Raw genomic sequence first — 25,610 nt, 5'->3', positions numbered from 1 at the left:
CGTGTATCAGGGGTGAGTACGCCGACTCATGTTGCCGTGACGACTTCTCTGCGGGACGCGACGAGGCCGGCGACCCCCTGGCCGTTCACCGGCCGGGCGGACGAACTGGAGCTGGTGCGCAGTTCCGTGGCGGCCGGGCGCGGCGGCCTGGTGGTGACGGGCCCGGCGGGCGCGGGCAAGACCCGGCTGGTGACGGAGGCCGTGCGCGGCACCGACTGCGTCCGCGCCACCGGGACGCCCGAGACCCGGGACATCCCCTTCGCCGCCTTCGCGCACCTGCTGCCCGAGGGAGTCACCCTGCACCGCGCCGTGCAGCACCTGTCCGGCGTACGACTGCTGCTGGTCGACGACGCGCACCTGCTCGACGGCGCCTCGGCCGCCCTCCTGCACCAGCTGGCCGTGCACGGCCGCACCCGCCTCCTGGTCGTCGCCACCGACGGCGCCCCCGTACCGGGCGCGGTCTCCCGGCTGTGGTCCGGTGAGCTGCTGCCGCGCCTGGCCCTGGAACCGCTGCCCCGAGAGGAGACCGCCGAACTGCTCGCGGCCGGCACCGGCACCGTCCTGGAGCCGCTCACCGTCGACCGGCTGCACCGCCTGGGCCGGGGGGACCTGCGGCTGCTGCGCGAACTGCTGACCGCCGTGCGCGAGGACGGCCGGCTCGTGCCGGTGCCCGGCACCGACCAGCGGGCGTGGCGGGGACCGGTGCCGATCACCCAGCCGGTCCGCGAACGCGCCGCCCACGTCCTGGACCGCACCGGCGCCGAGGAACGGGAGACGCTCGAACGCCTCGCCTTCGCAGAGCCCCTGCCCCTCTCCCTGGACCTCGACCTCCTCGACGTACGGATCCTGGAGAACCTGGAGGCCGAGGGCCTGGTCACCGTCGACGACCGCGGCGCCACCCGTCTCGCGCACCCCCTGCACGGCCCGGTGCTGCGCGCCGCCGCCGGCCGGCTGAGGGCCCGGCGCCTGGCCGCCCGCACCCCGGACCGGACCGGCCCCGCCCTGGAGGCGGAGCGGGCCGCGCTCGCCCGGCGCATCGAACAGGCCGACGTACGGGCGCTGGAGACCCCCGTGGGGGAGTGGCTGGTCGCCGAGGGAGCGCCGCTGCCGACCTCGTACGCGGCGCTGCGGGCCCGGTTCGCGCGACTGCGCGGACGGCTGCGCGAGGCCGCGGCCTGGGCCCGCGAGGGCCTGCGGACCCACCACGACGACCCGGACTGCCGCACCGAACTCGCCCTGGCCACCGCGCAGTCGGGCGACGGAGTCCGGAGCGGCGCGGAGGCCGCCGCGGTCACCTGGGCCGCAGCCGCGCGCGGCGACCTCGACGAGGCGGTCCGGACGGCCGGCCGGTGCGACCCGTACGACGCCGTCCGGCTCGGCGCACCCGAGCGGGCGGCGGGCCGCCTGACCGGCGTCTTCGCCGCGCACGCCGACGCCCTCGCGCGCGAGGACGGACCCGCCCTCGACCGGGTAGCCGAGGAGCTGGAGCGGCGCGGATTCCTGCTGTTCGCGGCCGAGGCGAGCGCACAGGCGGTACCCGTCCACCGCGACCCGCGGGCCGCCCGCACCGCCCGGACCCGTGCCGCCGCCCTCGCCCGGCGCTGCCAGGGTGCCCGCACCCCCGCGCTGTCCGGTCTGGTGCTGGGCGAACTCACCGCCCGTCAGCGGCAGATCGTCACGCTCGCCGCCGCGGGCCTGAGCAACCGGCAGATCGCGGAGCGGCTGACCCTGTCCGTGCGCACCGTCGGCAATCACCTGTACGGCGCCTACACCCGACTCGGCGCGGGCGACCGCGGCGCGTTGCCCTGGCTCGTGGAACTGCCCGAACCCCAACCCGCCTGACGCGCGGGCCGGGTGGCCGGCGGCTCAGGCCGCCCCGAACGCGGAGAAGGCCCACCCCGTCGCCTGGTGCACCGCGTCGCCGGGCAGCGCGGCCCGCGCGTCGCGCAGCGCCTCCGCCAGGGACAGGCCCGCGTCCAGCCCCTTGTGCAGCGCGAGCATCAGCGGCACCACGGCCGCGTCGTTGACCGGCGCGGTGCACGCCACCACCCCGGCCGTGCCCAACGGCAGCAGCGCGGTGACCAGGCCCAGCAGCTCGTCGGCGCCGACCGACGCGAAGCGTGCGGTGTCGCAGCAGGGCAGGATGATCCGGTACGGGCTGCGGTCGAGCCGCTCGAAGTCGTGCACGATGAGCGGCCCGTCCGCCATCCGCAGCGACGAGAACAACGGACTGTCCGCACGGAAGGTCCCGTGCGCCGCGATGTGCGCGAGGGCGGCCCCGTCCAGCTCCCGCAGGACCCGCGGCACCCGCGCGTCCCCGCCCTCCAGCACCACGGTCGCCCCCGGCCCGGCGGCGCCGCCCCCCGTCCGGGCGCCGGGCGGCGGGGCCCCCGTGCCCCCTTCGCCCGGCGCTCGCCGTCCCGCGTACCGGTCGGAGAGTTCGGGGACCTCGGCGCCGCCGCTCGCCAGGCCGGGGCCGCGGACCAGGACCTGGCGGCCGCCGGGCGGGGGAGCGGTGTCCCTCGCGCGCAGCCAGCTGCTCGCCGACGGCGACACGCTCAGCACGCGTTCCCGCAGGGCGGGCAGCAGGGCCCACGGCACCCGGTGCAGCCGGCCCGGCGGGACCACGACGACCGGACCCGAGCCGAGGTGGGCCGCGGCGGGCCCCAGCAGCAACCGCTCGAGGCGCGCGCCCGCCGCCTCCACCAGCGGCAGCCGCGCCTCGGCCCCGGGATGGGCCAACCGCCGCAACCCGGCCTGCACGTGCTCCGCCTCCACCTCCGCCTCGGCCAGCAGCCCGGCCTCGAACCGCCGCACCCGTCCCTGCCCGCACAGCAGCACGTGCACGCGCCCGTCGAGCACCGCCAGCTCCACCAGCCGCACCTCGTCGCCCAGCCGCCGCAGCAGCCGACCCACGTCGAACCGGTCGCCGTCGCCGGGCGCCTCGCCCCGCATGTGCAGGGTCCGGGAGCGGATCTCCCGTTCCAGGCGCCGCTGTTCGCGCTCCAGCGCGGGTGCGGGCCGGCCGCCGTCCGTGCGGGCCTCCTCCGCGCGGGCGGCGAGCTCCCGGAACGCCGTCATGGCGGTCAGCAGCACCGGGTCGGCGGGTGGCCGGGTCGGCGGTGCCGACAGGACCGTCGCCCGCCAGCGCTCGCTCCAGCCCAGCAGCCGCCGCGGCCCGCCCGAGACCAGCGACGCCCGCTGCGCCAGCGCCGCCAGCTCCGCTCCCTGCGCGGTGGCCCGGGCCCGCAACTCCGAGGCGCCCAGCGTCATCCGGTGGTCGTCCAGGACGTCCAGACCGCGCCGGCATGCCTCCAGGACGCCCCGCGCCGACCCCGCCGCCCGCGCCCGCAGCGCCTGCGCCGCCCAGCCCGTCATCCGCGCCAGCGGCGGCCCGCCGTGCCGGCTGCGCGCGGCCACCGCCAGATGCCGTTCCGCGTCCGCCGTCCAGCCCAGGTCCAGCGCGATCCGGCCCGCGAGCAGCGAGGCTTCCGGCGCCGCCGGCGCACCGAAGGCCGCCAGCCGCTCCGCCACCGCCGCCGCGTCCGCGACCAGCCGGCCCGACCCGTGGCCCGTGGCGACCCGCGCCTCGATCAGCACCAGCCGGGCGTGCGTCTCGTACCAGGTACGCCGCTGCCCGGCGAACAGCCGCACGGCGACGGCGGCGCGGGCGAGAGAGGTCTGCGGCTCTCCCGCCAGCCGGGCGGCCCGCGCGGCCACCAGCAGCAACTCCGCCTTGCGGGTGGACTGACCGCCGATCCCGTCCAGTGCCGCCACCGCCGCGTCCGCCTCCGCCAGCGCCTCGGTGGCCAGCCCCGCCGCCATCAGCACCTCGCAGCGCCGGATGGTCAGCATGAACGTCGGCGTGCCCAGCTTCGCGTACCGCTCCGCCGCCTCGTCGAGCAGCCGCAGCGCCGCCGGCACGTCACCCGACCGGAACGCCGCCAGGCCCCTGCTCTCCACCGCGTCGGCCTTGTCGTGCTCCTGGCCCGTGGTGTCCCACAGCAGCTCCGCCGCGGTGAAGTCGGCGTCCGCCCGCTCCACCGAGCCCAGCGCCAGGTGCACGGTCGCCCGCAGCGTCAGCGCCCGCGCCGTCCAGATCACGTCGTCGGCCTGCCGCAGCACCGGGATCGCCCGCCGTACGTCCTCCAGCGCCTCCCCGTGCCGGCCCAGCACCCACCACACGTACGCCCGCCGGAAGAGCACCCGCGCGCGCGTGTGACCGCTTCCGCGCGCCACGCCCCGCTCGAACGCGGCAAGCCCCGCCCGGGTACGTCCGGCGTGCACCAGCGCGACCCCGAGCGTGGCCAGGACGTCCGCCTCCCGCTCGGCCGACTCCGCGCGGGCGGCGAGGTCGCGGGCGCGCCGCAGATGGGCCAGGGCCCGCCGGGTGTCCCCGAAGTCCCGCTGCCAGATGCCGATCACCTGATGGGCGACCGAGGCGTGCAGCGGCGAGGGATCGGCGCCGAGCAACTCCTCCGCCCGCGTCAGCGCTTCGCCCGGGGCGGCGAACACCATCGGCAGCAGTTCGAGAACCGAGTCGTTGCGCGCTGTCACTCCACGGATGGTAGTGCTCCGCAACCACGCCACACAGGTTCGAGTCTGTATCAATCGGCCGCCCGGGGACTCTGATTGACGACCGCCGCCATCATCGTGGTCACGACCGCGGCCCCGACCGTCGGCCCCGCCGCCGCCTCAGTGGAGGACAAGCATGGCACCACAGAGATTCCGCGAGCAGTTCGACCAGATCCAGCGCTCGATGCCGGACGTCCCGCTGGTGATGGGCCCGGACGACTCCGCCGAGTTCTTCTACGAGAAGGGCGTCGTCCTCGCCCGCGACGGCGAGGAGGCCCGGCTCGTCGAGGACACCGTGCGCGACCACTTCACCACCATGGCCGGGCTGACCCCCGACCACGTGCGCCGGGTGAGCCCCGAGACCAACCGCACCGGCATCACCCGCATCCGGGTCGCCGACCCCGGCGTGGGCGACGGCGGCGGCGACCCCACCGTCGCCCACGCCCTGCGCTCCCTCAGGACGACGGAGGGCCGGGCCGGCCGCCGGCTGATCAGCCGGAACCACGTCGTCTCCATCGCCGTCAACGCCTGCCCCGGCGACGAGCCCGTCCCCGTGCCGCTGAGCGAGCCGCCGAACCCGGCGGCCGACGGGACGCCGTACGACGCCGCCACCGCCGTCGGTGTCCTCGTCATCGACACCGGCCTCATGCACGACTACCGGTCCTACCCGCTGCTGGCCCACACCGACGGCGACGCCCAGATCAGGGAGTGCGACGACGACGGCGTCCTGTGCCAGTACGTCGGGCACGGCACGTTCATCGCCGGGCTGGTCGCCGCCGTCGCGCCCAACACCGAGGTGACCGTCCGCAACACCCTCAACGACGCGGGCGCGATCCTGGAGTCCGAGCTGGGCGAGAAGCTCTTCGAGGCCGTCGACCGCGACGGCTGGCCCGAGGTCCTCAGCCTCTCCGCCGGCACCTCCAACGGCCGTACCGACGGCCTGCTCGGCGTGCACGCCTTCATGGAGGAACTCCGCGACCGGCGCACCCTGCTGGTCGCCGCCGCGGGCAACAACGCCAGCGCCACGCCCTTCTGGCCCGCCGCCTACGCCACCCTTCCCGGCTGGCAGGACTCGGTGCTGTCGATCGGGGCGCTGCGCTCGGACGGCGAGTTCGGCGCCTGCTTCAGCAACCACGGCGGCTGGGTGCGGGCCTACGCCCCCGGCGAGCGCCTCACCAGCGCCCTCACCGGCTTCGGGACACCCGTGCCGTACGTCTACCAGCACTCCACCTACGACGCCTGCCGGTTCGGTTTCGGCTACGCCTGCACCTGCCAGTACCCCCGGCACAACGGGGTGCTGAGCGAGCCGGGCGAGGCACCCGCCAAGCCGGACCAGGTGATGTTCGAGGGGCACGCCCAGTGGAGCGGCACCTCCTTCGCCACCCCCGTGGTCGCGGGGCTGGTCGCCTCCCACATGACGGCGCACAAGGAGACCGACCCGCGCGTGGCCGGCCGGCAACTGCTCGCGACCACCACCGAGTACGCGGAGGTGCGCGGGGCGCACGTGCCCGCGCTGCTGCCGCCCACCTGGCGTCCGGTCCCCGTCGACCCGTCGGAAGGCGGGTCGTGAACGTCCTGCCGGCGGTCGGAACCATCCACTCCACGGCGTACGATGGCATGTCGTACACGAGGGGTGGGACCGTGGACCGTGCAGATGTCGGGGCGCTCGTCCAGTCGGCGGCCGACGGGGACGCGGCGGCCTGGAAGTCACTGGTGGACGGGCTCGGCCCGCTCGTGTGGTCCGTGGCCAGGTCGCACGGGCTGTCCGACGCCGACGCGCACGAGGTGTACCAGACCGCCTGGTTCCGCTTCGCCCAGCACCTGGGGCGGATCCGGGAACCGGAGAAGACCGGCTCCTGGCTGGCGAGCACGGCACGGCACGAGTGCCTGAAGCTGCTCAAGGCGTCCAAGCGGTGGACGCCGACCGACGATCCGCAGCTGCTGGACCGGCCGAGCGAGGACCGCACGCCGGAGGAGTCGGTGCTCGACTCCGAGGAGGCCGCCGCGCAGACCGAGCGCGTCCGGCTGCTGTGGCAGGAGTTCGAGGAACTGGGCGAGCGGTGCCGCCAGTTGCTGCGGGTGCTGATCTCCTCGCCACCGCCCAGTTATCAGGAGGTGTCCGCCGCGCTGGGTATCGCGGTGGGCAGCATCGGGCCGATGCGCCAGCGCTGTCTGCGCCGGCTGCGGGCCCGCCTCGAGGCACGGGGGACGAAATGAGCGACCTGAACGACGAGCGCGGCGAACACGACGAGTACGACGAACGCGACCAGCACGACGAGCGCGGCGCACGCGACGAGCGCGGCGCACGCGACGAGCGCGGGGCACGCGGGGCACGCGACGAGCGCGGCGCACAGGACGAGCGCGACCAGGAGCTGTACGACGATCTCCTGGAGGAGGAGCTGCGGCAGGCCGCCGCGATCCTGGACCCGGTCCCGGCCGACCTGCGGCGGATCGCCGTCGACGCCTTCGCCCTGCGCGACCTGGACGTCCGCGTCGCCGAGCTGACCTTCGACTCGCTGGTGGACGGCATCCCCGTCAGGGGGGAGACTGACCCCCCACGGATGCTGACCTTCCAGTCGGGCGGCGTGACCGTCGATGTCGAGGTGACCGCCGAGGGCCTCATCGGCCAGCTGCTGCCGCCGGGCCCGGCCGGGATCGAGGTGCTGAGCGGCCCGCGGGAGCACGCCCGGCTGATGGCCGACGACATGGGCCGGTTCACCGGCCAGGCCCCGCCCGCGGGTCCGTTCGCGCTGCGGCTGCGGACCGGCCGGGAGGTGGTCGTGACGGAGTGGCTGCGGGCCTGAGCGCACCCCTCGGATGCGGTGTTACCAGGTGCAGGGCAGCGTGCGCGGACCCCTGATCATGGTCTTCCGGCGCCAGGCCACCTGGTCGGCGGGGACCGCGAGCCGCAGCCCCGGCAGCCGCTCCAGGAGCGTGTCGACCAGCAGCTCGGTCTGCATCCGGGCGAGCACGGCGCCCGTGCAGAAGTGGTGCCCGTTGCCGTACGCCAGGTGCGGGTTGGGTTCGCGGTCCAGGTCGATGCGGTCCGGGTCGGGGAAGACGTCCGGATCGCGGTTGGCGGCCAGGTACGAGACGTAGACCGGGTCCCCGGCGGCGATGCGCGTCCCGTGCACCTCGACGTCCTCCAGGGCGATGCGGGCCAGGCCCACCGAGGTGCGGTGCGAGATCCAGCGCAGCAGCTCGTCCAGCGCCGTGCCGCGCGCCTCGGGCCGCTCGCGCATCCGCGCCATCAGCTCGGGACGGGTGAGCAGCAGGTACAGCATCTGGCCGACGTTGTGCGTGACGGCCTCGCCGCCGATCTGCAGCGGCCCCGCGAGACCGACGGCCTCCGTCTCGCCGACCTCGCCGCGGCCGACGGCGGCGCCGAGCATTGAGTACACGTCGCCGCCCTCGCTGCCGGCCCGGGCGCGTACGGTCTCGGTGATCCACCCGTACAGGCCCTGTTTGGCCCGCTCGGCGGCCTCGGCGCCGCCGGAGGTGGAGATGATCTGCCGGGTCCAGGAGTGCACGCGCTCCCGGTCGGCGGCCGGCACGCCCATCACCTCGCTGACCACGGCGATCGGGAAGGGCTCCAGGACCCGCTCGACCAGGTCGGCCGGGGGCCCCTCGGCGAGGATCCCGTCCACCAGACCGTCCAGGATCTCCTGCGCCCTGGGCCGCAGCCGCTTGGTCGCGCCCACCGTGAACGCGCCCGCGACCGCGCGCCGCAGCCGGTTGTGGTCGGGCTGGTCGGCGAAGGCGAGCGAGCCGGGCCGCGGCTTGAAGTGCGGGGCGAGGCGGGTGATCTGACGTTTCGTCACCTCGGCCCGTCCGAAGCGCGGATCGATGGTGATCGCCTTCACGTCGTCGTACCGCGTCGCCAGCCAGGCCCAGCCCTCGCCGTGCGGGAGCCGGACGCGGGTCAGCGGCCCCTCGCGCATCAGCTCGGCGAGGACCGGGTCGAACTCCGGGCCGTCCAGGTCGAGGGCGGGCCAGTCCCGCACCGGGGGCGGCGACTGGCCGGTGAGCGTGGTGGTCTCCTGCGTCATCCCTCCACCCTCGCCGCGCACCCGCCCGGCTGTCGCGCGGGAGTGCTCCAGCCGGTGGTGGGCGGAGGGCGGGGTGGCTCTCAGCCCGACACGGCGTCGACGAGCGCCGCGAGCGACTCCGCGAGGCGCGACAGGCCCGGCCCGGCCGGGCCGCCCGGCTCCGTCATGTACGTGTCCCGGCGGATCTCCACCATCAGCGCGCCGACCTCGGCCCGCGTCCCGTAGAAGTCCAGCGGCACGTACGTCCCGCCGAACGGGCTGTCCAGCCCGGTCCCGCCGCACGGGGCGAACGCCTCCCGGGCCGCGGCGAGCAGCCCGGGCGGCGTGTGGAAGGCGTCGGTGCCCAGGCAGACGGGCGGGCGCGGGCCCTCGCCGTGCAGTTCGTAGGGGAGCGGCCGGGTCGGGTAGGAGTGCACGTCGACGATCACGGCCCGTCCGGTGGCCGCGAGCCGGTCCGCCACCGCCCCGGTCATGGCCCGCGCGTACGGCCGGAAGTACCGCTCGATCAGCGGCTCGGGGTCCGTGCCGTCCGGGCGCAGCACCTCGCGGTGCGAGGTCCGCGTGTACACGGCTCCCATTCCGACGGTCGTCATCTCCTCCCGTTCGTCCGGGAACCGCTCCGGGTCGACCACCAGCCGCGACGCCCGGTTCACGAACCGCCAGGGGGTGAGGCCGGCCAGCTCGGCGGCCCGCCCGGCGAGCTCCGCGGTGTGCGAGTCGGTCATGTGGTCCAGCTCCCGCTCCAGCTCGGCGTCGGACAGGACGATGCCGCTCCGCACGTCGGCCGGGATCTCGCGGGAGGAGTGCGGGACGTGCAGGATCACGGGGGAGTGCGGGGCACCCGGCAGCAGTTCGAAGGCGGGCGGGGCGTCGGTCACGGGGCGGCTCCGAGGGCGTTGTCAGCGGGGTGCGGCAGGATCACGGGGACGGTGCCGGGCAGCGAGGACAGGGGGCTTCATGCCGATCACCAACCAGCGGGTGGCCGCACACCGGTTTCTGGCGGGACTGTACGGGGACGACTACTTCCCGGCCCGGGTGGTGGACCGGGGCCGCGACATCCTGCTCCGGCTGTGCGCCAGCGTGGAGGCGGACCGGCCGGGCGACCTGGCGGCGCTCTATGCGCTGACCCACGCGGCCACCGAGGAGTTCAACGAGCTGGAGGCGGCCTTCGAGGAGGCGGGCAGCGAGATCGAGACCACGGCCCGGGAGGAGATCGGCGAGGCCTTCTGGTTCGTCGCCCGGGCCTACGGTTTCGCGGACGCGGACCCGGAGGAGCTGATCGCGCCGCGGGAGTGGTGAAGCGGCGGCACCCCGCCTCCGAGGGGACGGAGACGGGGTGCCGGGGTCCGTGCGGGCCCGGGGAGGATCAGGCGAGGGACGCCAGCGCCTCGTTCCAGGTGGCCGACGGGCGCATGACCTCGGCGGCCTTGGCCGGGTCGGGCTGGTAGTAGCCGCCGATCTCGGCGGGCTTGCCCTGTACGGCGTTCAGCTCCTCGACGATCTTCTGCTCGCTCGCGGTGAGCGTCTCGGCGAGCGGGGCGAAGGCCTTGGCCAGGTCCGCGTCGTCGGTCTGCTTGGCCAGCTCCTGCGCCCAGTACATGGACAGGTAGAAGTGGCTGCCGCGGTTGTCGATGCCGCCGACGCGACGGGTCGGGGACTTGTCCTCGTTGAGGAAGGTCGCCGTGGCGCGGTCGAGGGTGTCGGCGAGGACCTTGGCCTTGCCGTTGCCGGTGGCCTCGGCGTACTGCTCCAGGGACGGCACCAGGGCGAAGAACTCGCCGAGCGAGTCCCAGCGCAGGTAGTCCTCCTTGACCAGCTGCTGCACGTGCTTGGGGGCCGAGCCGCCGGCACCGGTCTCGAAGAGGCCGCCGCCCGCCATCAGCGGGACGACCGACAGCATCTTGGCGCTGGTGCCCAGCTCCAGGATCGGGAACAGGTCGGTCAGGTAGTCGCGCAGCACGTTGCCGGTCACCGAGATGGTGTTCTCGCCGCGGCGGATGCGCTCCACCGACAGCTTGGTGGCCTCGACGGGGTTGAGGATCCGGATGTCCAGCCCCTCGGTGTCGTGCTCCGGCAGGTACGCCTTCACCTTGGCGATCAGGTTGGCGTCGTGGGCGCGGCCCTCGTCCAGCCAGAAGACGGCCGGGTCGCCGGTGGCGCGGGCGCGGGTGACGGCCAGCTTCACCCAGTCGCGGATCGGCGCGTCCTTGGTCTGGCAGGCGCGGAAGATGTCACCGGCGGAGACCGTCTGCTCCAGCACCGCGTTGCCCGCGGCGTCCACCAGGCGGACGGTGCCCGTGGTGGGGATCTCGAAGGTCTTGTCGTGGCTGCCGTACTCCTCGGCCTTCTGCGCCATGAGGCCCACGTTCGGGACCGAGCCCATGGTGGAGGGGTCGTAGGCGCCGTTGGCGCGGCAGTCCTCGATGACGGCCTGGTACACACCGGCGTAGGAGGAGTCCGGGATCACGGCGAGGGCGTCGTGCTCGCCGCCGTCCGCGCCCCACATGTGACCGGAGGTGCGGATCATGGCCGGCATGGAGGCGTCGATGATGACGTCCGAGGGCACGTGCAGGTTGGTGATGCCCTTGTCGGAGTCGACCATGGCCAGCTCCGGGCCCTCGGCCAGCTCGGCGTCGAAGGAGGCCTTGATCTCGGCGCCCTCCGGCAGGGACTCCAGGCCCTTGTAGATGCCGCCCAGGCCGTCGTTCGGGGTGAGACCGGCCTTGGCGAGGGTCTCGCCGTACTGGGCGAAGGTCTTCGGGAAGAAGGCGCGGACCACGTGGCCGAAGATGATCGGGTCGGAGACCTTCATCATCGTGGCCTTCAGGTGCACCGAGTAGAGGATGCCCTCGGCCTTGGCGCGGGCGACCTGCGCGGTGAGGAACTCGCGCAGCGCGGCGACGCGCAGCACGGAGGCGTCGACGACCTCGTCCTTCTTCACCGGCACCGACTCGCGCAGCACCGTGGTGGTGCCGTCGTCGCCGACCAGCTCGATCCGCAGGGTGCCGTCCTCGGCGATCACCGTGGACTTCTCGGTGGAACGGAAGTCGTTCTCGCCCATGGTCGCCACGTTGGTCCTGGACTCGCCGGTCCAGGCGCCCATGCGGTGCGGGTGGGTCTTGGCGTAGTTCTTCACCGACGCCGGGGCGCGGCGGTCGGAGTTGCCCTCGCGCAGCACCGGGTTGACCGCGGAGCCCTTGACCTTGTCGTAGCGGGCGCGGACGTCGCGCTCCTCGTCGGTCTTCGGGTCGTCCGGGTAGGCCGGCAGCGCGTAGCCCTGGCCCTGCAGCTCGGCGATGGCGGCCTTGAGCTGCGGGATGGACGCCGAGATGTTCGGCAGCTTGATGATGTTGGCGGCGGGCGTCTTGGCCAGCTCGCCCAGCTCCGCGAGGGCGTCCGGGATGCGCTGGTCCTCGGCCAGGTACTCCGGGAACAGGGCGATGATGCGGCCGGCCAGCGAGATGTCGCGGGTCTCGACCGCGACACCCGCCTGCGAGGCGTACGCCCGGACCACCGGCAGGAACGAATACGTCGCCAGGGCCGGGGCCTCGTCAGTGTGTGTATAGATGATGGTCGAGTCAGTCACCGGGTGCTCCGCTCCACGTCTGCAACATTGCTCGACATCAAGATATCTCGTGATCGACCCGGGCTCGACAGGGGTCGCACGGAGATTCCGGCCACGTGGTGCTCAGGGGAGCGGGACGATCTCCTCGCCCGCCCGCTGCTGCGGGAGGACCACGGCCCCCTGCTGGAGCGCGACCGTCCGGGCGGGCGACGGGATCCGGATGCCCTCCGCGCGGTAGCGCCGGTGCAGCCGCTTAATGAACTCGTGCTTGATCCGGTACTGGTCGCTGAACTCGCCCACGCCCAGGATCACCGTGAAGCCGATCCGCGAGTCGCCGAAGGTGTGGAAGCGGATCGCCGGCTCGTGGTCCGGCACCGCGCCGCTGACCTCCGCCATCACCTCGGCGATCACCTCGGTCGTGACCCGCTCCACGTGGTCCAGGTCACTGTCGTAGGAGACGCCGACCTGGACCAGCACGGTCAGCCGCTGCTCGGGCCGCATGAAGTTGGTCATGTTCGACTTCGCGAGCTGCCCGTTCGGGATCACCACCAGGTTGTTGGACAGCTCGCGCACGGTGGTCTGGCGCCAGTTGATGTCCTCGACGTAGCCCTCCTCGCCGCTGCTGAGCTGGATGTAGTCACCCGGCTGCACGGTCTTGGAGGCGAGGATGTGGATGCCCGCGAAGAGGTTGGCCAGCGTGTCCTGGAGCGCCAGCGCCACCGCGAGGCCGCCCACGCCCAGGGCGGTGAGCATCGGCGCGATGGAGACGCCCAGCGTCTGCAGCATCACCAGGAAGCCGATGGCCAGCACCAGGATCCGGGTGATGTTGACGAAGATCGTGGCCGACCCGGCGACTCCGGAGCGCGAGGTCGTCACGGTCCGCACCAGACCGGCGACCACCCGGGCCGCCGTCACCGTCGCCACGAAGATCAGCAGCACCGTCAGCACCTGGTTGACACCGTGCTGCACCGCGCGGGTCAGCGGCAGCGCCGCCGCCGCACCGGCCACCCCGGCCGCGACCGCCGCCCACGGCGCCACCGTGCGCAGCGCGGCCACGATCACGTCGTCGCCGCCCCAGCGGGTGCGCCCGGCATGGCCCGCCAGCCAGCGCAGCAGCATCCGCAGCAGGAACGCCCCCAGCAGACCCGCCCCCAGCGCGATGCCGGCGGGCAGCAGATGGTCCATGGTCAGGTCCTCGGTCACCGGCCGCCTCCAACGAATGACTAGGGAACAACGAATGACTACGGCATGTCGGGATGCGCGACCCGGCCGAACCGCAAGGCAGTTCGACCGGTGCGAGGGCTCATCCTGCCGTATCCCGGGCGGTGTTCCGTACCGCGCCGAGGAGCGGAACGGGGCGTTTCAGACGATGCCCTCGGCGAGTTCCGCCTGCTCACGGTCGTCGCCGTAGGCCGCGGTCGTCGGAGTGCCGTACGAACGGCGGGCGACGAACCACCACACCGTGGCCAATACCAGTACGACGACCAGGGCGACGACGGCGTAGTTCATCGTGTCGACCGTCACCGGGGACGACTGGGGGAGGCAGAACAGCACGGTGACCAACGCCACCCACACCACCGCGACCCACCCGACGGGCCTGCTCCACCGGCCCAGGTTCCAGGGGCCCGGAGTGAACCGGTCGCCGGCCCGCAGCCGCAGCAGCACCGGGATGGCGTACGCCGGAGTGATGCCGATGACGTTGATGGCGGTCACCGCGCCGTACGCCGTGGCCGAGTACAGGGACGGCAGCGCCAGCAGACAGGCCACCGCCACCGACAGCCACACCGCGGCCACCGGGGTCTGGGTGCGGGCGGAGACCTTGCGCCACAGCGACGAGCCGGGCAGGGCGCCGTCCCGGCTGAACGCGAACACCATCCGGCTGGCGGCGGCCACCTCGGCGTTGCCGCAGAACAACTGCGCCACGATCACCACGAGGAGCAGCGCGCTCGCGCCGTCCGTGCCGAGGCCGTCGAGGAGGATCTGCGCGGGCGGCACCCCGGTCGCGGTGTCCCGCGTCGCGTCGTAGTCCTGGATGGCGAAGGTCAGCCCGGCCAGCAGCACGAAGCCCGCCAGCCACGACACCCAGATGGCCCGCACGATGCCGCGCGCCGCCGACACCGAGGCGTTGGAGGTCTCCTCGGACAGATGGGCCGAGGCGTCGTAGCCCGAGAAGGTGTACTGCGCGAGCAGCAGGCCGATCGCGGCCACGTACAGCGGGTTCTCCCAGCCGGTGTCGTTGACGAACTCGGTGAAGACGAAGGACGGCGACTGGTGGTGGTCGGGCACGATCACCAGCGCGCCGACGATCAGCGCGACACCGGCCAGGTGCCACCACACGCTGATCGAGTTGAGCACGCTGACCAGCCGCACGCCGAAGAGGTTGAGGGTGGCGTGCAGCAGCAGGATCACGACGAAGATCAGCATCGTCTTCTCCGGCGTCGGCGCGAAGCCCCACTGGAGGTTCAGGAACGCGCCCGTGAACAGCGCCGCCCCGTAGTCGATGCCGGCGATCGCGCCGAGCAGCCCCAGCAGGTTCAGCCAGCCCGTGTACCAGCCCCAGCGCCGGCCGCCGAGCCGGTCGGCCATGTAGTACAGCGCGCCGGACGTCGGATACGCGCTGGTGACCTCGGCCAGCGCCATCCCGACGCACAGCACGAACAGGCCGACGCCCGCCCAGCCCCACAGCATCACGGCGGGGCCGCCGGTGCCCATGCCGAAGCCGTAGAGGGTCATGCAGCCGGACAGGATCGAGATCACCGAGAAGCTGATCGCGAAGTTTCCGAAGCCGCCCATGCGGCGGGCCAGCACCGGCCGGTAGCCGAGTTCGCGCAGGCGCTGTTCCTCGTCGGTGGCGGACGGTTGCGAGGGGCGGGGCATGGCGGACCTCCGGGACGGAAGGGTGGGGGGTCAGGGGCGCCGTCGGCCGTGGCCGCGGCCACGGGCGGCCGAACGGCTGCGAGTGCGGGCCTGGAGGAACACCTCCACGGCCCGCACGGCGGAGCCGTCGCCCGGGGCCCGGCAGGCCCAGGGCAGCGGTGTCCAGTAGGGGCCGAGCGCGTCGAACACCTGGTTCGCCTCCCGGAACCGGAGGGCGCCCCACAACGCGTGGGCCAGGTGGTTCAGGTCCGGCAGGGACCGATCGTCCAGCGGGGAGAGCGTGAACCAGGAGTCGAACGCCTGCCCCGCCTCGCGGGCGGCGTCCTCCGCAACCCAGTGCAGGTCCAGCGCCGCCTCCCGCGCGCCCGAACGGCGGTAGCGCTCCACCCGCACGTACAGCGGCAGCACGTGCAGCGCCGATCCGGGCGGTGCCGAACCGGCCGCCCAGTGCGCGAACCCGGCCGCCCGGGCCAGGCGTTCGGAGCCGCCGTACGGATACAGGAACTGCAGCATGCGGTGGTGGGCCTCCCGGTTGTACGGGTCGCGCTTGCCGGCCTCGGCGAGCAGCCCCCACGGCCCCGGCGGCAGCATCGGCTCCGGCGGCGCCATCCGGTGCTCCTCCCAGCGCTGCCCCTCGTCCAGCCGGGCCAGCGCCAGCAGACACACCCACGGCACCGGGTCGTGGGGCGCGGCCCGCGTCGCCGCGTCGCAGGCGTGCCAGGCCTGCAGCCACAGTTCGCGTGTGCGTGGATGGTCCTCGCGGTGGGCCCGCAGCGCCCGCTCCACGACCACCCGGGCGTGCATCACCGCGGCGGCCACGCTGTGCGGCTCCTCCGCGAGCCAGGCCCGCACCACGTCCGTACCGGCCGCCGAGGCGGCCAGCACCTGGGTGCGGCGCGTCCACTGCGACCAGGAACCGGTCTGCTCCAGCAGGATGCGCATCGACATCCAGCGACCGGCCCGCACCTCCTGGAGGGCGGAGCGCAGCGCGGTGTCGTGGCCGGCGGGGTCGTAGGCGGGCTGTGCGCCGTCTCTGGCCATCACACGTCCGCTGCGGCGAGCGGAACGGACCGTACGGCAGCATGGCGTGACAAACAGCCCTCCCCGGGGGCGGTGGTGCGGTGGTCGAGCGGTCGGCGCACACTATAGAGGCGGAGGTTCCGCCTCTGTCCGCTTTCGCGGCACCGGCGCAAAACCGTTGCCACCAGGGTGAACTGACTGACCGTCAGTCACCCTTGACGCGGTGTGTCCGCGCAGGCAGGCTGGCGCGCAGTGATCGCCGAGACCGTCGGCGCGGGAGCCGGGAGGTGTGGATGCCGGACGCGGTACTCGCCGTCGACCAGGGCACGTCCGGCACCAAGGCGCTGGTGATCTGCCCCGAACGCGGCGTGATCGGCACCGGTTTCGCCGAGGTCCGCCCCCGGTACCTGCCCGGCGGCCGGGTGGAGGTGGACCCGGAGGAGCTGTACGGCTCGGTGGTCGACGCCGGGCGCCGGGCGCTCGCCGACGCGGACGAGCCGGTCACCGCGCTCGGCCTGGCCAACCAGGGGGAGACGGTGCTCGCCTGGGACCCGGACACGGGCCGCCCGCTCACCGACGCGCTGGTCTGGCAGGACCGCCGCGCGGAACCCCTCTGCGGCGAACTGGACCCGCACGCCGACGAGTTGCGTCACCTCACCGGCCTGCCGCTGGACCCGTACTTCGCCGCGCCGAAAATGGCCTGGATCCGACGGCACCTCACCCGCGCCGGCCATGTCACCACCTCCGACACCTGGCTGGTCCACCGGCTCACCGGCGCCCACGTCACGGACGCCGCGACCGCCTCGCGCACCGGGCTCCTCGACCTCGACCGCGCCGAGTGGTCACCGCGCGCCCTGGAGCTGTACGGGCTGACCGGCGAACGGCTCCCGGACATCGTGGACAACGCCGCCCACGCCGGCACGACCGGCGTCTTCGGCCCCGAACTGCCGCTCACCGGCCTCGCCGTCGACCAGCAGGCCGCGCTGCTCGCCCAGCGCGTCACCGAACCCGGCGCCGCCAAGTGCACCTACGGCACCGGCGCGTTCCTCCTCGCCCACACCGGCGGCACCCCGCGGCGGGGCACCTCCGGTCTCGCCGCCTGCGTCGCCTGGCGGCTCGGCGGACGCACCGACCACTGCCTGGACGGCCAGGTGTACACGGCCGCCTCCGCCGTACGCTGGCTCACCGACCTCGGCGTCATCACCGGGGCCGCCGACCTTGACCCGGTGGGCGCCGCGGTCCCGGACGCCGGCGGCGTCACCTTCGTCCCGGCGCTGGCCGGGCTCGCCGCCCCCTGGTGGCGCGGCGACCTGCGCGGCTCGCTCACCGGTCTCGGCCTGGACACCGCCCCGGGGCACCTGGTGCGCGCCCTGTGCGAGGGCCTCGCCGCCCAGGTCGCCGAACTCGCCGACGCCGCGGCGGCCGACCTCGGCGACCCGCTGACCGTACTGCGCGTCGACGGCGGCCTCACCCGCTCCGCGCTCCTCATGCAGACCCAGGCCGACCTGCTGCAACACCCGGTCGAGGTCTCGGCGCTGCCGGACGCCACCGCGCTCGGCGTCGGCACCCTGGCCCGGCTCGGCGCGGACCCCTCCCTCGCCCTCGCCGACGCGCTCCCCGACGTGGGACCCACCACGGTGTACGAGCCCCGCATCACCGCCGACGAGGCCACCGAGCGCCGCAGCCGGTTCCGTACCGCGGTCGCCGCCCTGCTCGCCGGGGGCCCGGCATGACCGTCACCGTGTCGGGCGCGCTGCCCGTCGAGCCCTACGACGTGGCGGTCGTCGGCGCCGGGGTCGTCGGGTGCGCGATCGCCCGGCGGCTCGCCCACCACCCGGAGCTGCGCATCGCCCTCGTCGAGGCGCAGGACGACGTCGGACAGGGCACCTCCAAGGCCAACACCGCCATCCTGCACACCGGGTTCGACGCCGTGCCCGGCTCGCTGGAGGCCCGGCTCGTGCGCGAGGGCGCCCGCGACCTGGCCGCCTACGCCGCCGAGTCGGGCATCCCCCTCGAACGCGTCGGCGCCCTGCTCGTCGCCTGGGACGAGGAGCAGCTCGCGGCGCTGCCCCGCCTCGCCGAGAAGGCCCGCCGCAACGAGTACCACGACGCCCGCCTCCTCGGCCCCGCCGAGCTGTACGCCCGCGAACCCCACCTCGGCCCCGGCGCGCTCGGCGCCCTGCACGTACCCGGCGAGAGCATCATCTGCCCGTGGACGACCACCCTCGCCTACGCCACTCAGGCGGTCCGCGCAGGCGTCGACCTCCACCTCGACTCGCCCGTCGCACACGCCGGTCACGCGGACGGCGTCCACCGCCTCGGCACCCCGCGCGGCACGCTGCGTGCCCGACGGCTCGTCAACGCCGCCGGACTGCACGCCGACACCCTCGACCGGAGCCTCGGCCACGACGACTTCACCGTCACCCCGCGCCGGGGCCAGCTTCTCGTCCACGACACGTTCGCCCGCGCCCTCGTCAACCACATCCTCCTGCCCGTCCCCACCGCCCTGGGCAAGGGCGTCCTGGTCGCCCCCACCGTCTACGGCAACGTGCTGCTCGGCCCCACCGCCGAGGACCTGGACGACAAACGCGACACCGGCACCACCGCCGAGGGCCTGCGCCGACTGCGCGAACAGGGCCGCCGCATCCTCCCCGCCCTGCTGGAGGAGGAGGTCACCGCCGTCTACGCGGGCCTGCGCGCCGCCACCGAGTACGACGACTACCGGATCGCCGCCCACCCCCACCAGGGCTACGTCACCGTCGGCGGCATCCGCTCCACCGGCCTCACCGCCTCCCTCGCCATCGCCGAGCACGTCACCGGCCTGCTCGCCGGCACCGGCCTCGACCTCGGCCCCCGGCGCCCGCTCGAACCGGTCCGCATGCCCCGGCTCGGCGAGGGCTCCCCCCGCCCCCACCAGCAGCCCGACCTCGTCGCCTCCGATCCGGAGTACGGCACCCTGGTCTGCCACTGCGAACGCGTCTCGCGCGGCGAGATCCGCGACGCGCTCGCCGGACCGGTCCCGCCCCGCTCCCTGGACGGGCTGCGCCGCCGCACCCGGGCCCGGGCTGGCCGCTGCCAGGGCTTCTACTGCGGGGCGGCGGTACGCGCGTTGTTCGAGGAGGCGCAGCGGTGACAAGTCGACACGTCGACGTCCTGGTGGTGGGTGCCGGCCCCGCCGGGCTCGCCGCCGCCTCCCTGCTGGCGACGGCGGGCGCCCGCGTCGAGGTCCTGGAGCGCGAGCAGTCACCCGGGGGAGTGCCCAGGCACTGCGCGCACCGGGGCTTCGGGAACCGGCCGCACGCGCTGACCGGCCCCGCCTACGCCCGGCTCCTCGCCGACGCGGCCGTCCACGCCGGAGCCGACCTGCGCACCGGCGTCACCGCCCTCGACTGGACGGGCCCGCGCGCCCTCAGCACCGTCGGACCCCAGGGCGTGCGCATCCTCGCCGCCCGCGCGGTCGTCCTGGCCACCGGCGCCCGCGAACGCCCCCGCGCCGCCCGCCTCGTCCCCGGCACCCGGCCCGCCGGCGTCTACACCACCGGCGAACTCCAGCAGGCGGTCCACCTGTACGGGCAGGACATCGGCACCCGGGCGGTGATCGTCGGTGCCGAGGCCGTCTCCCACGCCGCCGCCGACACCGTACGGACGGCCGGAGCCCAGGTGGTCGCACTGGTCACGGAGCTGCCCCGGGCCCCCGCCGCCCCCGCACGGACGCTGCACGCGCGACTGCGGCACCGCACCCCGGTGCTCACCGGCACCACGGTCACCGAACTCCTCGGCCGCGGCCGCCTGTCGGGCGTGCGGGTACGCCACCGCGACGGCCGCACCACCACGCTGCCCTGCGACACCGTCGTGTTCACCGGCGACTTCGTGCCCGAGCACGAACTCGCCCGACGCGGCGGACTGACCCTGGACCCGGGAACCCGCGGTCCCGCCGTGGACGGCGCCCTGCGCACCTCACGGCCCGGCGTCTTCGCGGTCGGCAGCGTCCTGCACGCCGTCGAGAGCGCCGCCACGGCGGCCCGCGAGGGCGCCCACGCCGCAGCCGCCGTACGCGACTGGCTCACGGACGGCACGGGAGGGGACCCCACGGACCCGGACCGGCCCGGCGGCGTCCCCCTGGTCGCCGATCCGCCCCTGCTGCGCATCTCCCCGAACCGCGTCGCTCCGGCAGACCGCTTCCCGTACCTCCTGCGCACGGCGCTCCCGCTGCCCCGCCCCGTCCTGTACGTCTCCCAGGACGGCCGCCCCCTGCACCGCGAGCGGTGCCGCCGCACCACCGCCGTCCCGCACCGCCCGCTGACCCTGACGGCACGCTGGACGCACCTGGTCGATCCCGACGGCGGACCGGTGCACGTCACCGTCGCCTGACCCTCCGGCCCGGGGGCCCTCAGATCACCCGCGCCCGCACCAGCGCCGCCAGCGTCAGCGCCCCCGGCAGCAGCGGCAGCCACACCGTCAGCAGCCTGAACGCCAGGGCCACCGCCGTGGCCACGGCCGCCGGCCCGCCCGCCGCCACCAGCGCCACGACCAGCGCCGCCTCGACCGAGCCGATGCCGCCCGGCGTGGGCACCAGCGCCACCGCCACCGTCGCCGCCAGGTACGCCACCGCCATGTGCCCGACCGGCACCGGCAGTCCCAGCGACCGGCCCACCAGTACCAGCGCCGAGGTCTGCAACGCGGGGAAGGCCAGCGCACCGCCCCACAGAGCCAGCGCGCGAGCCGGCCGGGCGTGCACCGAGCGGGCCTCGCCCAGCGCCGTCCGCAGGAAGGAGACCAGCGCACCGCGCAGCCGGGGCAGCAGCGCCAGCAGCGCCGCCGCCACGACCGGGACCGCGCCCGCGACCACCAGTAGCGGACCCACCGCCCCCTCGGGCAGCAGCGTGCCCAGCCGCAGCGCGCCCGGGAACGCGATCAGCAGGGCGCCCAGCAGGGCGAGGCGGCCGACGCTCTCCGCCAGCAGGTACAGCGCCAGCGCGGCCGAGGAACGGGCCAGCGGCAGCCCGCACACCGTCATGAACCGCAGGTTCACCGCGCTCGCGCCCAGCCCCGTCGGCAGCAGGTGGTTGGCCGCGCCGGCCGCGAACTGGGTGGCCAGCAACCGCCGCCGGGGCAGCCGCTCCACCACCGCGCCCTGCCGGGTGCAGGCAGCGGCGACCCAGGTCAGACAGGTCGCGCCGGCCGCGGCCAGCAGCCAGGGCCAGCGCGCCGTGGCGAGATGGCCGAAGCCGTCCGCCAGCACGGACCGGTGCCGGACCGCGACCACGCCCACCAGGAGCAGCGGAAGCACGCACAGGGCCCGGCGGACCGGGACGCGGTGCAGGAGTGGCTTCTCGGGGACTCGAAGCGCTGTCGTCACAGCACAAGACATTCCCCCAGACGCGCCAACTACGGGTGGCCGACGCGCGGACACGGTCTTACGGACCGCGGGCGGCGCCGCCTTGACCTCAAGGTTGGTCGAGGTCCTACCGTCACCCGCATGAGTATGGAGACCACGGCGTGGACGCAGCTGTACAGCGTCATGCACGCCAAAGACGAGCGCCGTCCCTTCGCCCGTGCCACGCTGCGCCGCATCGGCGCGTTCGCCCGCCCGCACCGCCGCCGCATCGTCCGCTTCCTGCTGCTCGGGGTGGCGACCGCACTGCTCGCCGTCGCCACCCCCGTCCTGGCCGGAAAGGTCGTCGACGCGATCGTGTCGGACGGCGACGAGGGCACGGTCGTGCGCCTCGCCCTGCTCATCGCGCTCATCGCGGTCGCCGAGGCGGTGCTCGGCATCCTCTCCCGCAGGCTCTCGGCGACGCTCGGGGAGGGACTCATCCTCGATCTGCGGACGGCCGTGTTCGATCATGTGCAGCGCATGCCGGTCGCGTTCTTCACACGTACTCGTACGGGAGCGCTCGTCTCCCGTCTCAACAACGACGTCATCGGCGCCCAGCGCGCCTTCAGCAACACCCTGTCCGGCGTGGTCAGCAACGTGGTCACCCTGCTGCTCACCCTCGCCGTCATGCTGACCCTGTCCTGGCAGATCACCCTGCTCGCCCTGGTACTGCTCCCGGTGTTCGTGCTCCCGGCGCGGCGGATGGGCCGCCGCATGGCCCGGATGCAGCGCGAGGCCGCCGCCCTCAACGCCGCCATGGGCACCCGCATGACCGAACGCTTCTCGGCGCCCGGCGCCACCCTGATCAAACTGTTCGGCCGCCCCGAGGAGGAGTCCGCCGAATTCGCCGACCGCGCCCGCCGCGTCGCCGACATCGGTGTGCGCACCGCCACCGCCCAGGCCGCCTTCATCACCGCGCTCACCCTGGTCTCCGCGCTCGCCCTCGCCCTCGTCTACGGCCTCGGCGGCTTCTTCGCCCTGCGCGGCACCCTGGACGCGGGCGCCGTCGTCGCGCTGGCTCTGCTGCTGACCCGCCTGTACGCGCCGCTCACCGCGCTCGCCGGGGCCCGCGTCGAGGTCATGAGCGCCCTCGTCAGCTTCGAGCGGGTCTTCGAGGTCCTCGACCTGACCCCGCTCATCGACGAGAAGACCGACGCCCGCCCCGTCCCCGACGGCCCGGTCGCCGTCGAGTTCGACGACGTCCGCTTCGGCTACCCGTCCGCCGACAAGGTCTCCCTGGCCTCCCTCGAAGAGGTCGCCTCCCTGGACACCCGCGGCGGCGAAGAGGTCCTGCACGGCCTCTCCTTCCGCGCCGAACCCGGCCAGACGATCGCCCTCGTCGGCTCGTCCGGCGCCGGCAAGTCCACCATCGCCCAACTGCTGCCGCGCCTGTACGACACCGACGGCGGCACCGTCCGCGTCGGCGGCGTCGACGTGCGCGAGCTGAGCGCGCGGTCACTGCGCGACACCGTCGGCATGGTCACCCAGGACGGCCACCTCTTCCACGACACCGTCCGGGCCAACCTGCTGCTCGCCCGGCCCGACGCCGGCGAGGACGAGCTGTGGCAGGCGCTGCGCCGGGCCCGCCTGGCCGACCTCGTACGGTCCCTGCCGGACGGGCTCGACACCGTGGTCGGCGAGCGCGGCTACCGGCTCTCCGGCGGCGAACGCCAGCGCATGACCATCGCCCGGCTGCTGCTGGCCCGCCAGCGCGTCGTCATCCTCGACGAGGCCACCGCCCACCTCGACAACACCTCCGAGGCGGCCGTCCAGGAAGCCCTCACCGAAGCCCTCCAGGGCAGGACGGCCGTGGTCATCGCGCACCGGCTGTCCACGGTCCGGGCGGCCGACCGCATCCTGGTGGTCGAGGCGGGCCGCATCGTGGAGAGCGGCACCCACGAGGAGCTCCTCGCCGCCGACGGCCGCTACGCCGAGCTGCACCGCACCCAGTTCGAACGCCCGGCCCTGGACAAGGCCGCGTAGGGCGGGCCGCGCGGCATCCGGGGCGGGCCGGGCGCCTCCTAGTGCGGGCCGGGTGCCGCGGCCCGCAGCGGCAGGTCCTGCTCGGCCCAGACGACCTTCCCGCCGGGCGTGCGGCACGAGCCCCAGCGTCGGCACATCATGTTGATCAGCTGCAGCCCGCGCCCGCTCTCGTCGCTCACGTCCGCGTGCTGGATCTGCGGCAGGTCGGGACCGGAGTCGGAGACCTCCACGGACAGCCGCTCGTGCCGCAGCAACCGCAGCTCGCCGGGGGCGTTCCCGTACCGCAGCGCATTGCCGACCAGCTCGCTGACCACCAGCTCCGTGGTGTCGACCAGCTCCTGGAGCCCCCACCGCTCCAACTGCTCCCGCACCGCCGCCCGGGCCTGCCCGGCGGCCTTGCCGTCCGGCGGCAGCGCCCGCACGTACACGTCGCAGTCGGGGCCGAGCGGCCGGGCGAAGGCGGCCAGCACGATCGCGTCGTCCGACCGGTCGTCGCCGACCCGCTCGGCCACCGCCCGGCAGGCGGCGGCGTCCTCGGGCAGACCGTCGCCGAGCGCCTCGCGCAGCCGCTCCAACTGGGTGCCCAGGTCAGCCGTGCGCGACCTGATCAACCCGTCCGTGTACAGCGTCAGCCGGCTCCGCTCGGGCACCGGCCGCTCGACCGGGTCGTACGGGATCACCCCCGTCCCCAGTGGCGCCCCCGCGGGCACCTCCAGGAACGAGACGGTTCCGTCGGGGCCGGTCAGCAGCGGTGGCGGGTGCCCGGCGCTGGCGATGCGGAAGGTGCCGCCGTACGGGTCGTAGACCGCGCACAGGCAGGTGGCGACCTGGTCCTCCTCCAGGTCGCGGGCGGCCAGGTCCAGCCGGGCCAGCAGCCGCTCGGGCGCGATGTCCAGCGCCATCAGGGTCCGGGCCACCGTGCGCAGCCGCCCCATGGTCGCGGCGGCCGCCAGACCGCGCCCCATGACGTCGCCCACCATCAGCGCGGTACGCCCGCTGGGCAGTGCGACCACGTCGAACCAGTCGCCGCCCACGGCGGCCGGATCGGCGGCCGGGTCGTAGCACGAGGACACGTCCAGGCCGGGGGTGCTCGGGCTGGACCGGGGGAGCAGCGCCCGCTGCAGGGTGACCACGTGGTCGCGCTCGCGCCCGTAGAGCCGGGCGTTGTCGATGTACACGGCGGCCTTGGACGCCAGCTCCATGGCGAGCGCCACGTCGGTCCGGTTGAACGGTGCACGGTGGCCGGCCCGGACGAAGTCGGCCAGCCCCAGCAGCACTCCACGGGCGATCAGCGGCACCGCCAGGTAGGAGTGGACACCCGCCCGGCGCATGATGTCCGACGACTCGCGCGAGGGGGCGATCACGGCGAAGTCCGCGCGCGTCATCCGGGACACCAGCACCGGCCGGCGGGTGGTCAGGCACCGCTGCCCCAGCCGGTCGGCGGTGTGCACGGACAGCTCGCCCACGGGATCCGGCGCCAGGTTCAGACCCTCGATCTCCGAGACCGCCATGGCCCTCAGCCGCGGCGCCTCCCCTCCCGTGGCCCGGTCGCCGTCCTGGAAGCGCAGCACCGAGTCGAGCAGGTCCACCGCGGCGCCGTCGGCCAGCTCGGGCACGGTGAAGCCGGCCAGCTCCTCCGCCGTCCGCCGCACGTCGAGCGTGGTGCCGATGCTCAGGTCCGCCGCGTTCAGCCAGGCCAGCCGCCGTCGCGCGCCCAGCGCCTCGGACATCGACCGCAGCGCGCCGCGCGCCGCCCGCTGTCCGCTCACGAGGGGATTCGGAGGGCGGCGCAGCCCGCCCAGCCACGGCCGTTCCCGCACGCGTCGCCTCCTCCCAAGGGCTCCTGTCCTGATTCTGCCCTGCCGCGGAACGACCGGCGACGGCGGTACCCCCGGAGCGGCCGGGCTCAGCGGCGACCCGCAAGTACCATAAACAAGTGAACGCAGTATCTCGCGTAAATTCTGTAATTATTTGACAGCGGAACGTAGATACTGCGGCCTCTTATCGGGCGGAAACCTGTGCGGTGGAGCCGCGGACGACGAGTTCCGGTTCGAAGAGCAGCTCCCTGTGCGGGACTTCGGTGCCCTGGATCTGGGCGCAGAGGAGGTCGACGGCGGCGCGTCCCATGGCTTCGATGGGTTGGCGGACGGTGGTGAGGGGTGGT

The 25,610-nt window shown here is 74.5% G+C and carries 19 protein-coding genes; 9 read left to right on the top strand and 10 right to left on the bottom strand.

The features are described from left to right. Nucleotides 1-36 precede the first annotated feature (36 nt). The gene (locus tag IE258_RS27180; RefSeq protein WP_189747686.1) at nt 37-1,842 is read left to right on the top strand and encodes a LuxR family transcriptional regulator AbsR2; all 1,806 of its coding nucleotides are present in this window, start codon (nt 37-39) and stop codon (nt 1,840-1,842) included. A 24-nt stretch (nt 1,843-1,866) separates the two neighbouring features. Here IE258_RS27180 and IE258_RS27175 read toward each other — a convergent pair whose 3' ends face one another. Beyond that, a complete protein-coding gene (locus tag IE258_RS27175; RefSeq protein WP_189748136.1) occupies nt 1,867-4,518 on the bottom strand; it encodes a CHAT domain-containing protein in 2,652 nt (883 codons plus the stop codon). Between the two features lie 193 nt (nt 4,519-4,711). Between IE258_RS27175 and IE258_RS27170 the strand changes: the two genes are divergently transcribed. From IE258_RS27170 to IE258_RS27160, 3 genes are read left to right on the top strand one after another with little or no spacing between them, the layout of a single operon-like run. After that, nucleotides 4,712-6,145, top strand: coding sequence for a S8/S53 family peptidase (locus tag IE258_RS27170; protein WP_189747684.1), 1,434 nt, complete (start codon nt 4,712-4,714; stop codon nt 6,143-6,145). 47 nt (nt 6,146-6,192) lie between these two features. After that, complete coding sequence (locus IE258_RS27165; protein WP_179235350.1) at nt 6,193-6,792, top strand: RNA polymerase sigma factor; 600 nt, start codon at nt 6,193-6,195, stop codon at nt 6,790-6,792. Next, nucleotides 6,789-7,379 (top strand): hypothetical protein, encoded by a 591-nt coding sequence (locus tag IE258_RS27160; RefSeq protein WP_229892461.1) that lies wholly within the window; start codon nt 6,789-6,791, stop codon nt 7,377-7,379. The genes IE258_RS27165 and IE258_RS27160 overlap by 4 nt, the downstream gene beginning before the upstream one ends. Nucleotides 7,380-7,400: 21 nt before the next feature. On the opposite strand, the gene IE258_RS27155 is transcribed toward IE258_RS27160, so the two are convergent. Together IE258_RS27155 and IE258_RS27150 are read right to left on the bottom strand one after the other, a co-directional pair. Further along, nucleotides 7,401-8,624 (bottom strand): cytochrome P450, encoded by a 1,224-nt coding sequence (locus IE258_RS27155; protein ID WP_189747682.1) that lies wholly within the window; start codon nt 8,622-8,624, stop codon nt 7,401-7,403. An 80-nt stretch (nt 8,625-8,704) separates the two neighbouring features. Continuing rightward, nucleotides 8,705-9,502, bottom strand: coding sequence for an N-formylglutamate amidohydrolase (locus tag IE258_RS27150; RefSeq protein ID WP_189747680.1), 798 nt, complete (start codon nt 9,500-9,502; stop codon nt 8,705-8,707). Nucleotides 9,503-9,581: 79 nt separating this feature from the next. On the opposite strand from IE258_RS27150, the gene IE258_RS27145 reads away from it, so the two are divergent. Next, nucleotides 9,582-9,923, top strand: a complete 342-nt coding sequence (locus tag IE258_RS27145) for a DUF5713 family protein (RefSeq protein WP_189747678.1) — start codon at nt 9,582-9,584, stop codon at nt 9,921-9,923. Nucleotides 9,924-9,990: 67 nt separating this feature from the next. On the opposite strand, the gene IE258_RS27140 is transcribed toward IE258_RS27145, so the two are convergent. The 4 genes from IE258_RS27140 to IE258_RS27125 all read right to left on the bottom strand — a co-directional run bounded on the left by IE258_RS27140 (nt 9,991) and on the right by IE258_RS27125 (nt 16,107). Beyond that, a complete protein-coding gene (locus tag IE258_RS27140) occupies nt 9,991-12,210 on the bottom strand; it encodes an NADP-dependent isocitrate dehydrogenase (RefSeq protein ID WP_189747676.1) in 2,220 nt (739 codons plus the stop codon). 102 nt (nt 12,211-12,312) lie between these two features. Further along, the gene (locus IE258_RS27135; protein ID WP_109028986.1) at nt 12,313-13,374 is read right to left on the bottom strand and encodes a mechanosensitive ion channel family protein; all 1,062 of its coding nucleotides are present in this window, start codon (nt 13,372-13,374) and stop codon (nt 12,313-12,315) included. A gap of 177 nt (nt 13,375-13,551) precedes the next feature. Then, nucleotides 13,552-15,066: an amino acid permease gene (locus IE258_RS27130; protein WP_189747674.1), complete on the bottom strand. Its 1,515-nt coding sequence runs from the start codon at nt 15,064-15,066 to the stop codon at nt 13,552-13,554. Between the two features lie 30 nt (nt 15,067-15,096). Next, nucleotides 15,097-16,107 (bottom strand): hypothetical protein, encoded by a 1,011-nt coding sequence (locus tag IE258_RS27125; protein WP_189747671.1) that lies wholly within the window; start codon nt 16,105-16,107, stop codon nt 15,097-15,099. Between the two features lie 272 nt (nt 16,108-16,379). Between IE258_RS27125 and IE258_RS27120 the strand changes: the two genes are divergently transcribed. The 3 genes from IE258_RS27120 to IE258_RS27110 are packed head-to-tail and all read left to right on the top strand — an operon-like array spanning nt 16,380 to nt 20,457. Then, nucleotides 16,380-17,819, top strand: a complete 1,440-nt coding sequence (locus IE258_RS27120) for an FGGY family carbohydrate kinase (protein ID WP_189747669.1) — start codon at nt 16,380-16,382, stop codon at nt 17,817-17,819. Further along, nucleotides 17,816-19,219 carry an NAD(P)/FAD-dependent oxidoreductase gene (locus IE258_RS27115; protein WP_189747667.1) on the top strand — a complete coding sequence of 468 codons (1,404 nt, stop codon included), beginning with the start codon at nt 17,816-17,818 and terminating at the stop codon, nt 19,217-19,219. The genes IE258_RS27120 and IE258_RS27115 overlap by 4 nt, the downstream gene beginning before the upstream one ends. Beyond that, nucleotides 19,216-20,457 carry an NAD(P)/FAD-dependent oxidoreductase gene (locus IE258_RS27110; protein ID WP_189747665.1) on the top strand — a complete coding sequence of 414 codons (1,242 nt, stop codon included), beginning with the start codon at nt 19,216-19,218 and terminating at the stop codon, nt 20,455-20,457. Before IE258_RS27115 ends, IE258_RS27110 begins: the two co-directional genes overlap by 4 nt. A gap of 19 nt (nt 20,458-20,476) precedes the next feature. Here IE258_RS27110 and IE258_RS27105 read toward each other — a convergent pair whose 3' ends face one another. Next, complete coding sequence (locus tag IE258_RS27105; RefSeq protein WP_159326167.1) at nt 20,477-21,376, bottom strand: lysylphosphatidylglycerol synthase transmembrane domain-containing protein; 900 nt, start codon at nt 21,374-21,376, stop codon at nt 20,477-20,479. 195 nt (nt 21,377-21,571) lie between these two features. Here IE258_RS27105 and IE258_RS27100 point away from each other — a divergent pair, with 195 nt between their 5' ends. Further along, nucleotides 21,572-23,446: an ABC transporter ATP-binding protein gene (locus tag IE258_RS27100; RefSeq protein WP_189748133.1), complete on the top strand. Its 1,875-nt coding sequence runs from the start codon at nt 21,572-21,574 to the stop codon at nt 23,444-23,446. A 38-nt stretch (nt 23,447-23,484) separates the two neighbouring features. Here the strand turns inward: IE258_RS27100 and IE258_RS27095 are convergent, their stop codons facing one another. Together IE258_RS27095 and IE258_RS27090 are read right to left on the bottom strand one after the other, a co-directional pair. Then, nucleotides 23,485-25,266: an ATP-binding SpoIIE family protein phosphatase gene (locus IE258_RS27095; protein WP_189747663.1), complete on the bottom strand. Its 1,782-nt coding sequence runs from the start codon at nt 25,264-25,266 to the stop codon at nt 23,485-23,487. 181 nt (nt 25,267-25,447) lie between these two features. Next, a partial coding sequence (locus IE258_RS27090; protein ID WP_189747660.1) for a substrate-binding domain-containing protein occupies nt 25,448-25,610 on the bottom strand: 163 nt, incomplete at its 5' end.

This window comes from Streptomyces tendae (genome assembly GCF_014650435.1).
In the GTDB taxonomy this organism is placed as follows: Bacteria; Actinomycetota; Actinomycetes; order Streptomycetales; family Streptomycetaceae; genus Streptomyces; species Streptomyces tendae.
This window is presented reverse-complemented; position numbering and strand designations above follow the sequence as displayed.

Coding starts and splice junctions, on each gene's coding strand:
- IE258_RS27155 (WP_189747682.1), bottom strand. CDS start 8,624: ATGACGCAGGAGACCACCACGCTCACCGGCCAGTCGCCGCCCCCGGTG.
- IE258_RS27135 (WP_109028986.1), bottom strand. CDS start 13,374: ATGGACCATCTGCTGCCCGCCGGCATCGCGCTGGGGGCGGGTCTGCTG.
- IE258_RS27125 (WP_189747671.1), bottom strand. CDS start 16,107: ATGGCCAGAGACGGCGCACAGCCCGCCTACGACCCCGCCGGCCACGAC.
- IE258_RS27145 (WP_189747678.1), top strand. CDS start 9,582: ATGCCGATCACCAACCAGCGGGTGGCCGCACACCGGTTTCTGGCGGGA.
- IE258_RS27175 (WP_189748136.1), bottom strand. CDS start 4,518: ATGGTGTTCGCCGCCCCGGGCGAAGCGCTGACGCGGGCGGAGGAGTTG.
- IE258_RS27170 (WP_189747684.1), top strand. CDS start 4,712: ATGGCACCACAGAGATTCCGCGAGCAGTTCGACCAGATCCAGCGCTCG.
- IE258_RS27120 (WP_189747669.1), top strand. CDS start 16,380: ATGCCGGACGCGGTACTCGCCGTCGACCAGGGCACGTCCGGCACCAAG.
- IE258_RS27130 (WP_189747674.1), bottom strand. CDS start 15,066: ATGCCCCGCCCCTCGCAACCGTCCGCCACCGACGAGGAACAGCGCCTG.
- IE258_RS27115 (WP_189747667.1), top strand. CDS start 17,816: ATGACCGTCACCGTGTCGGGCGCGCTGCCCGTCGAGCCCTACGACGTG.
- IE258_RS27165 (WP_179235350.1), top strand. CDS start 6,193: ATGTCGTACACGAGGGGTGGGACCGTGGACCGTGCAGATGTCGGGGCG.
- IE258_RS27100 (WP_189748133.1), top strand. CDS start 21,572: ATGGAGACCACGGCGTGGACGCAGCTGTACAGCGTCATGCACGCCAAA.
- IE258_RS27160 (WP_229892461.1), top strand. CDS start 6,789: ATGAGCGACCTGAACGACGAGCGCGGCGAACACGACGAGTACGACGAA.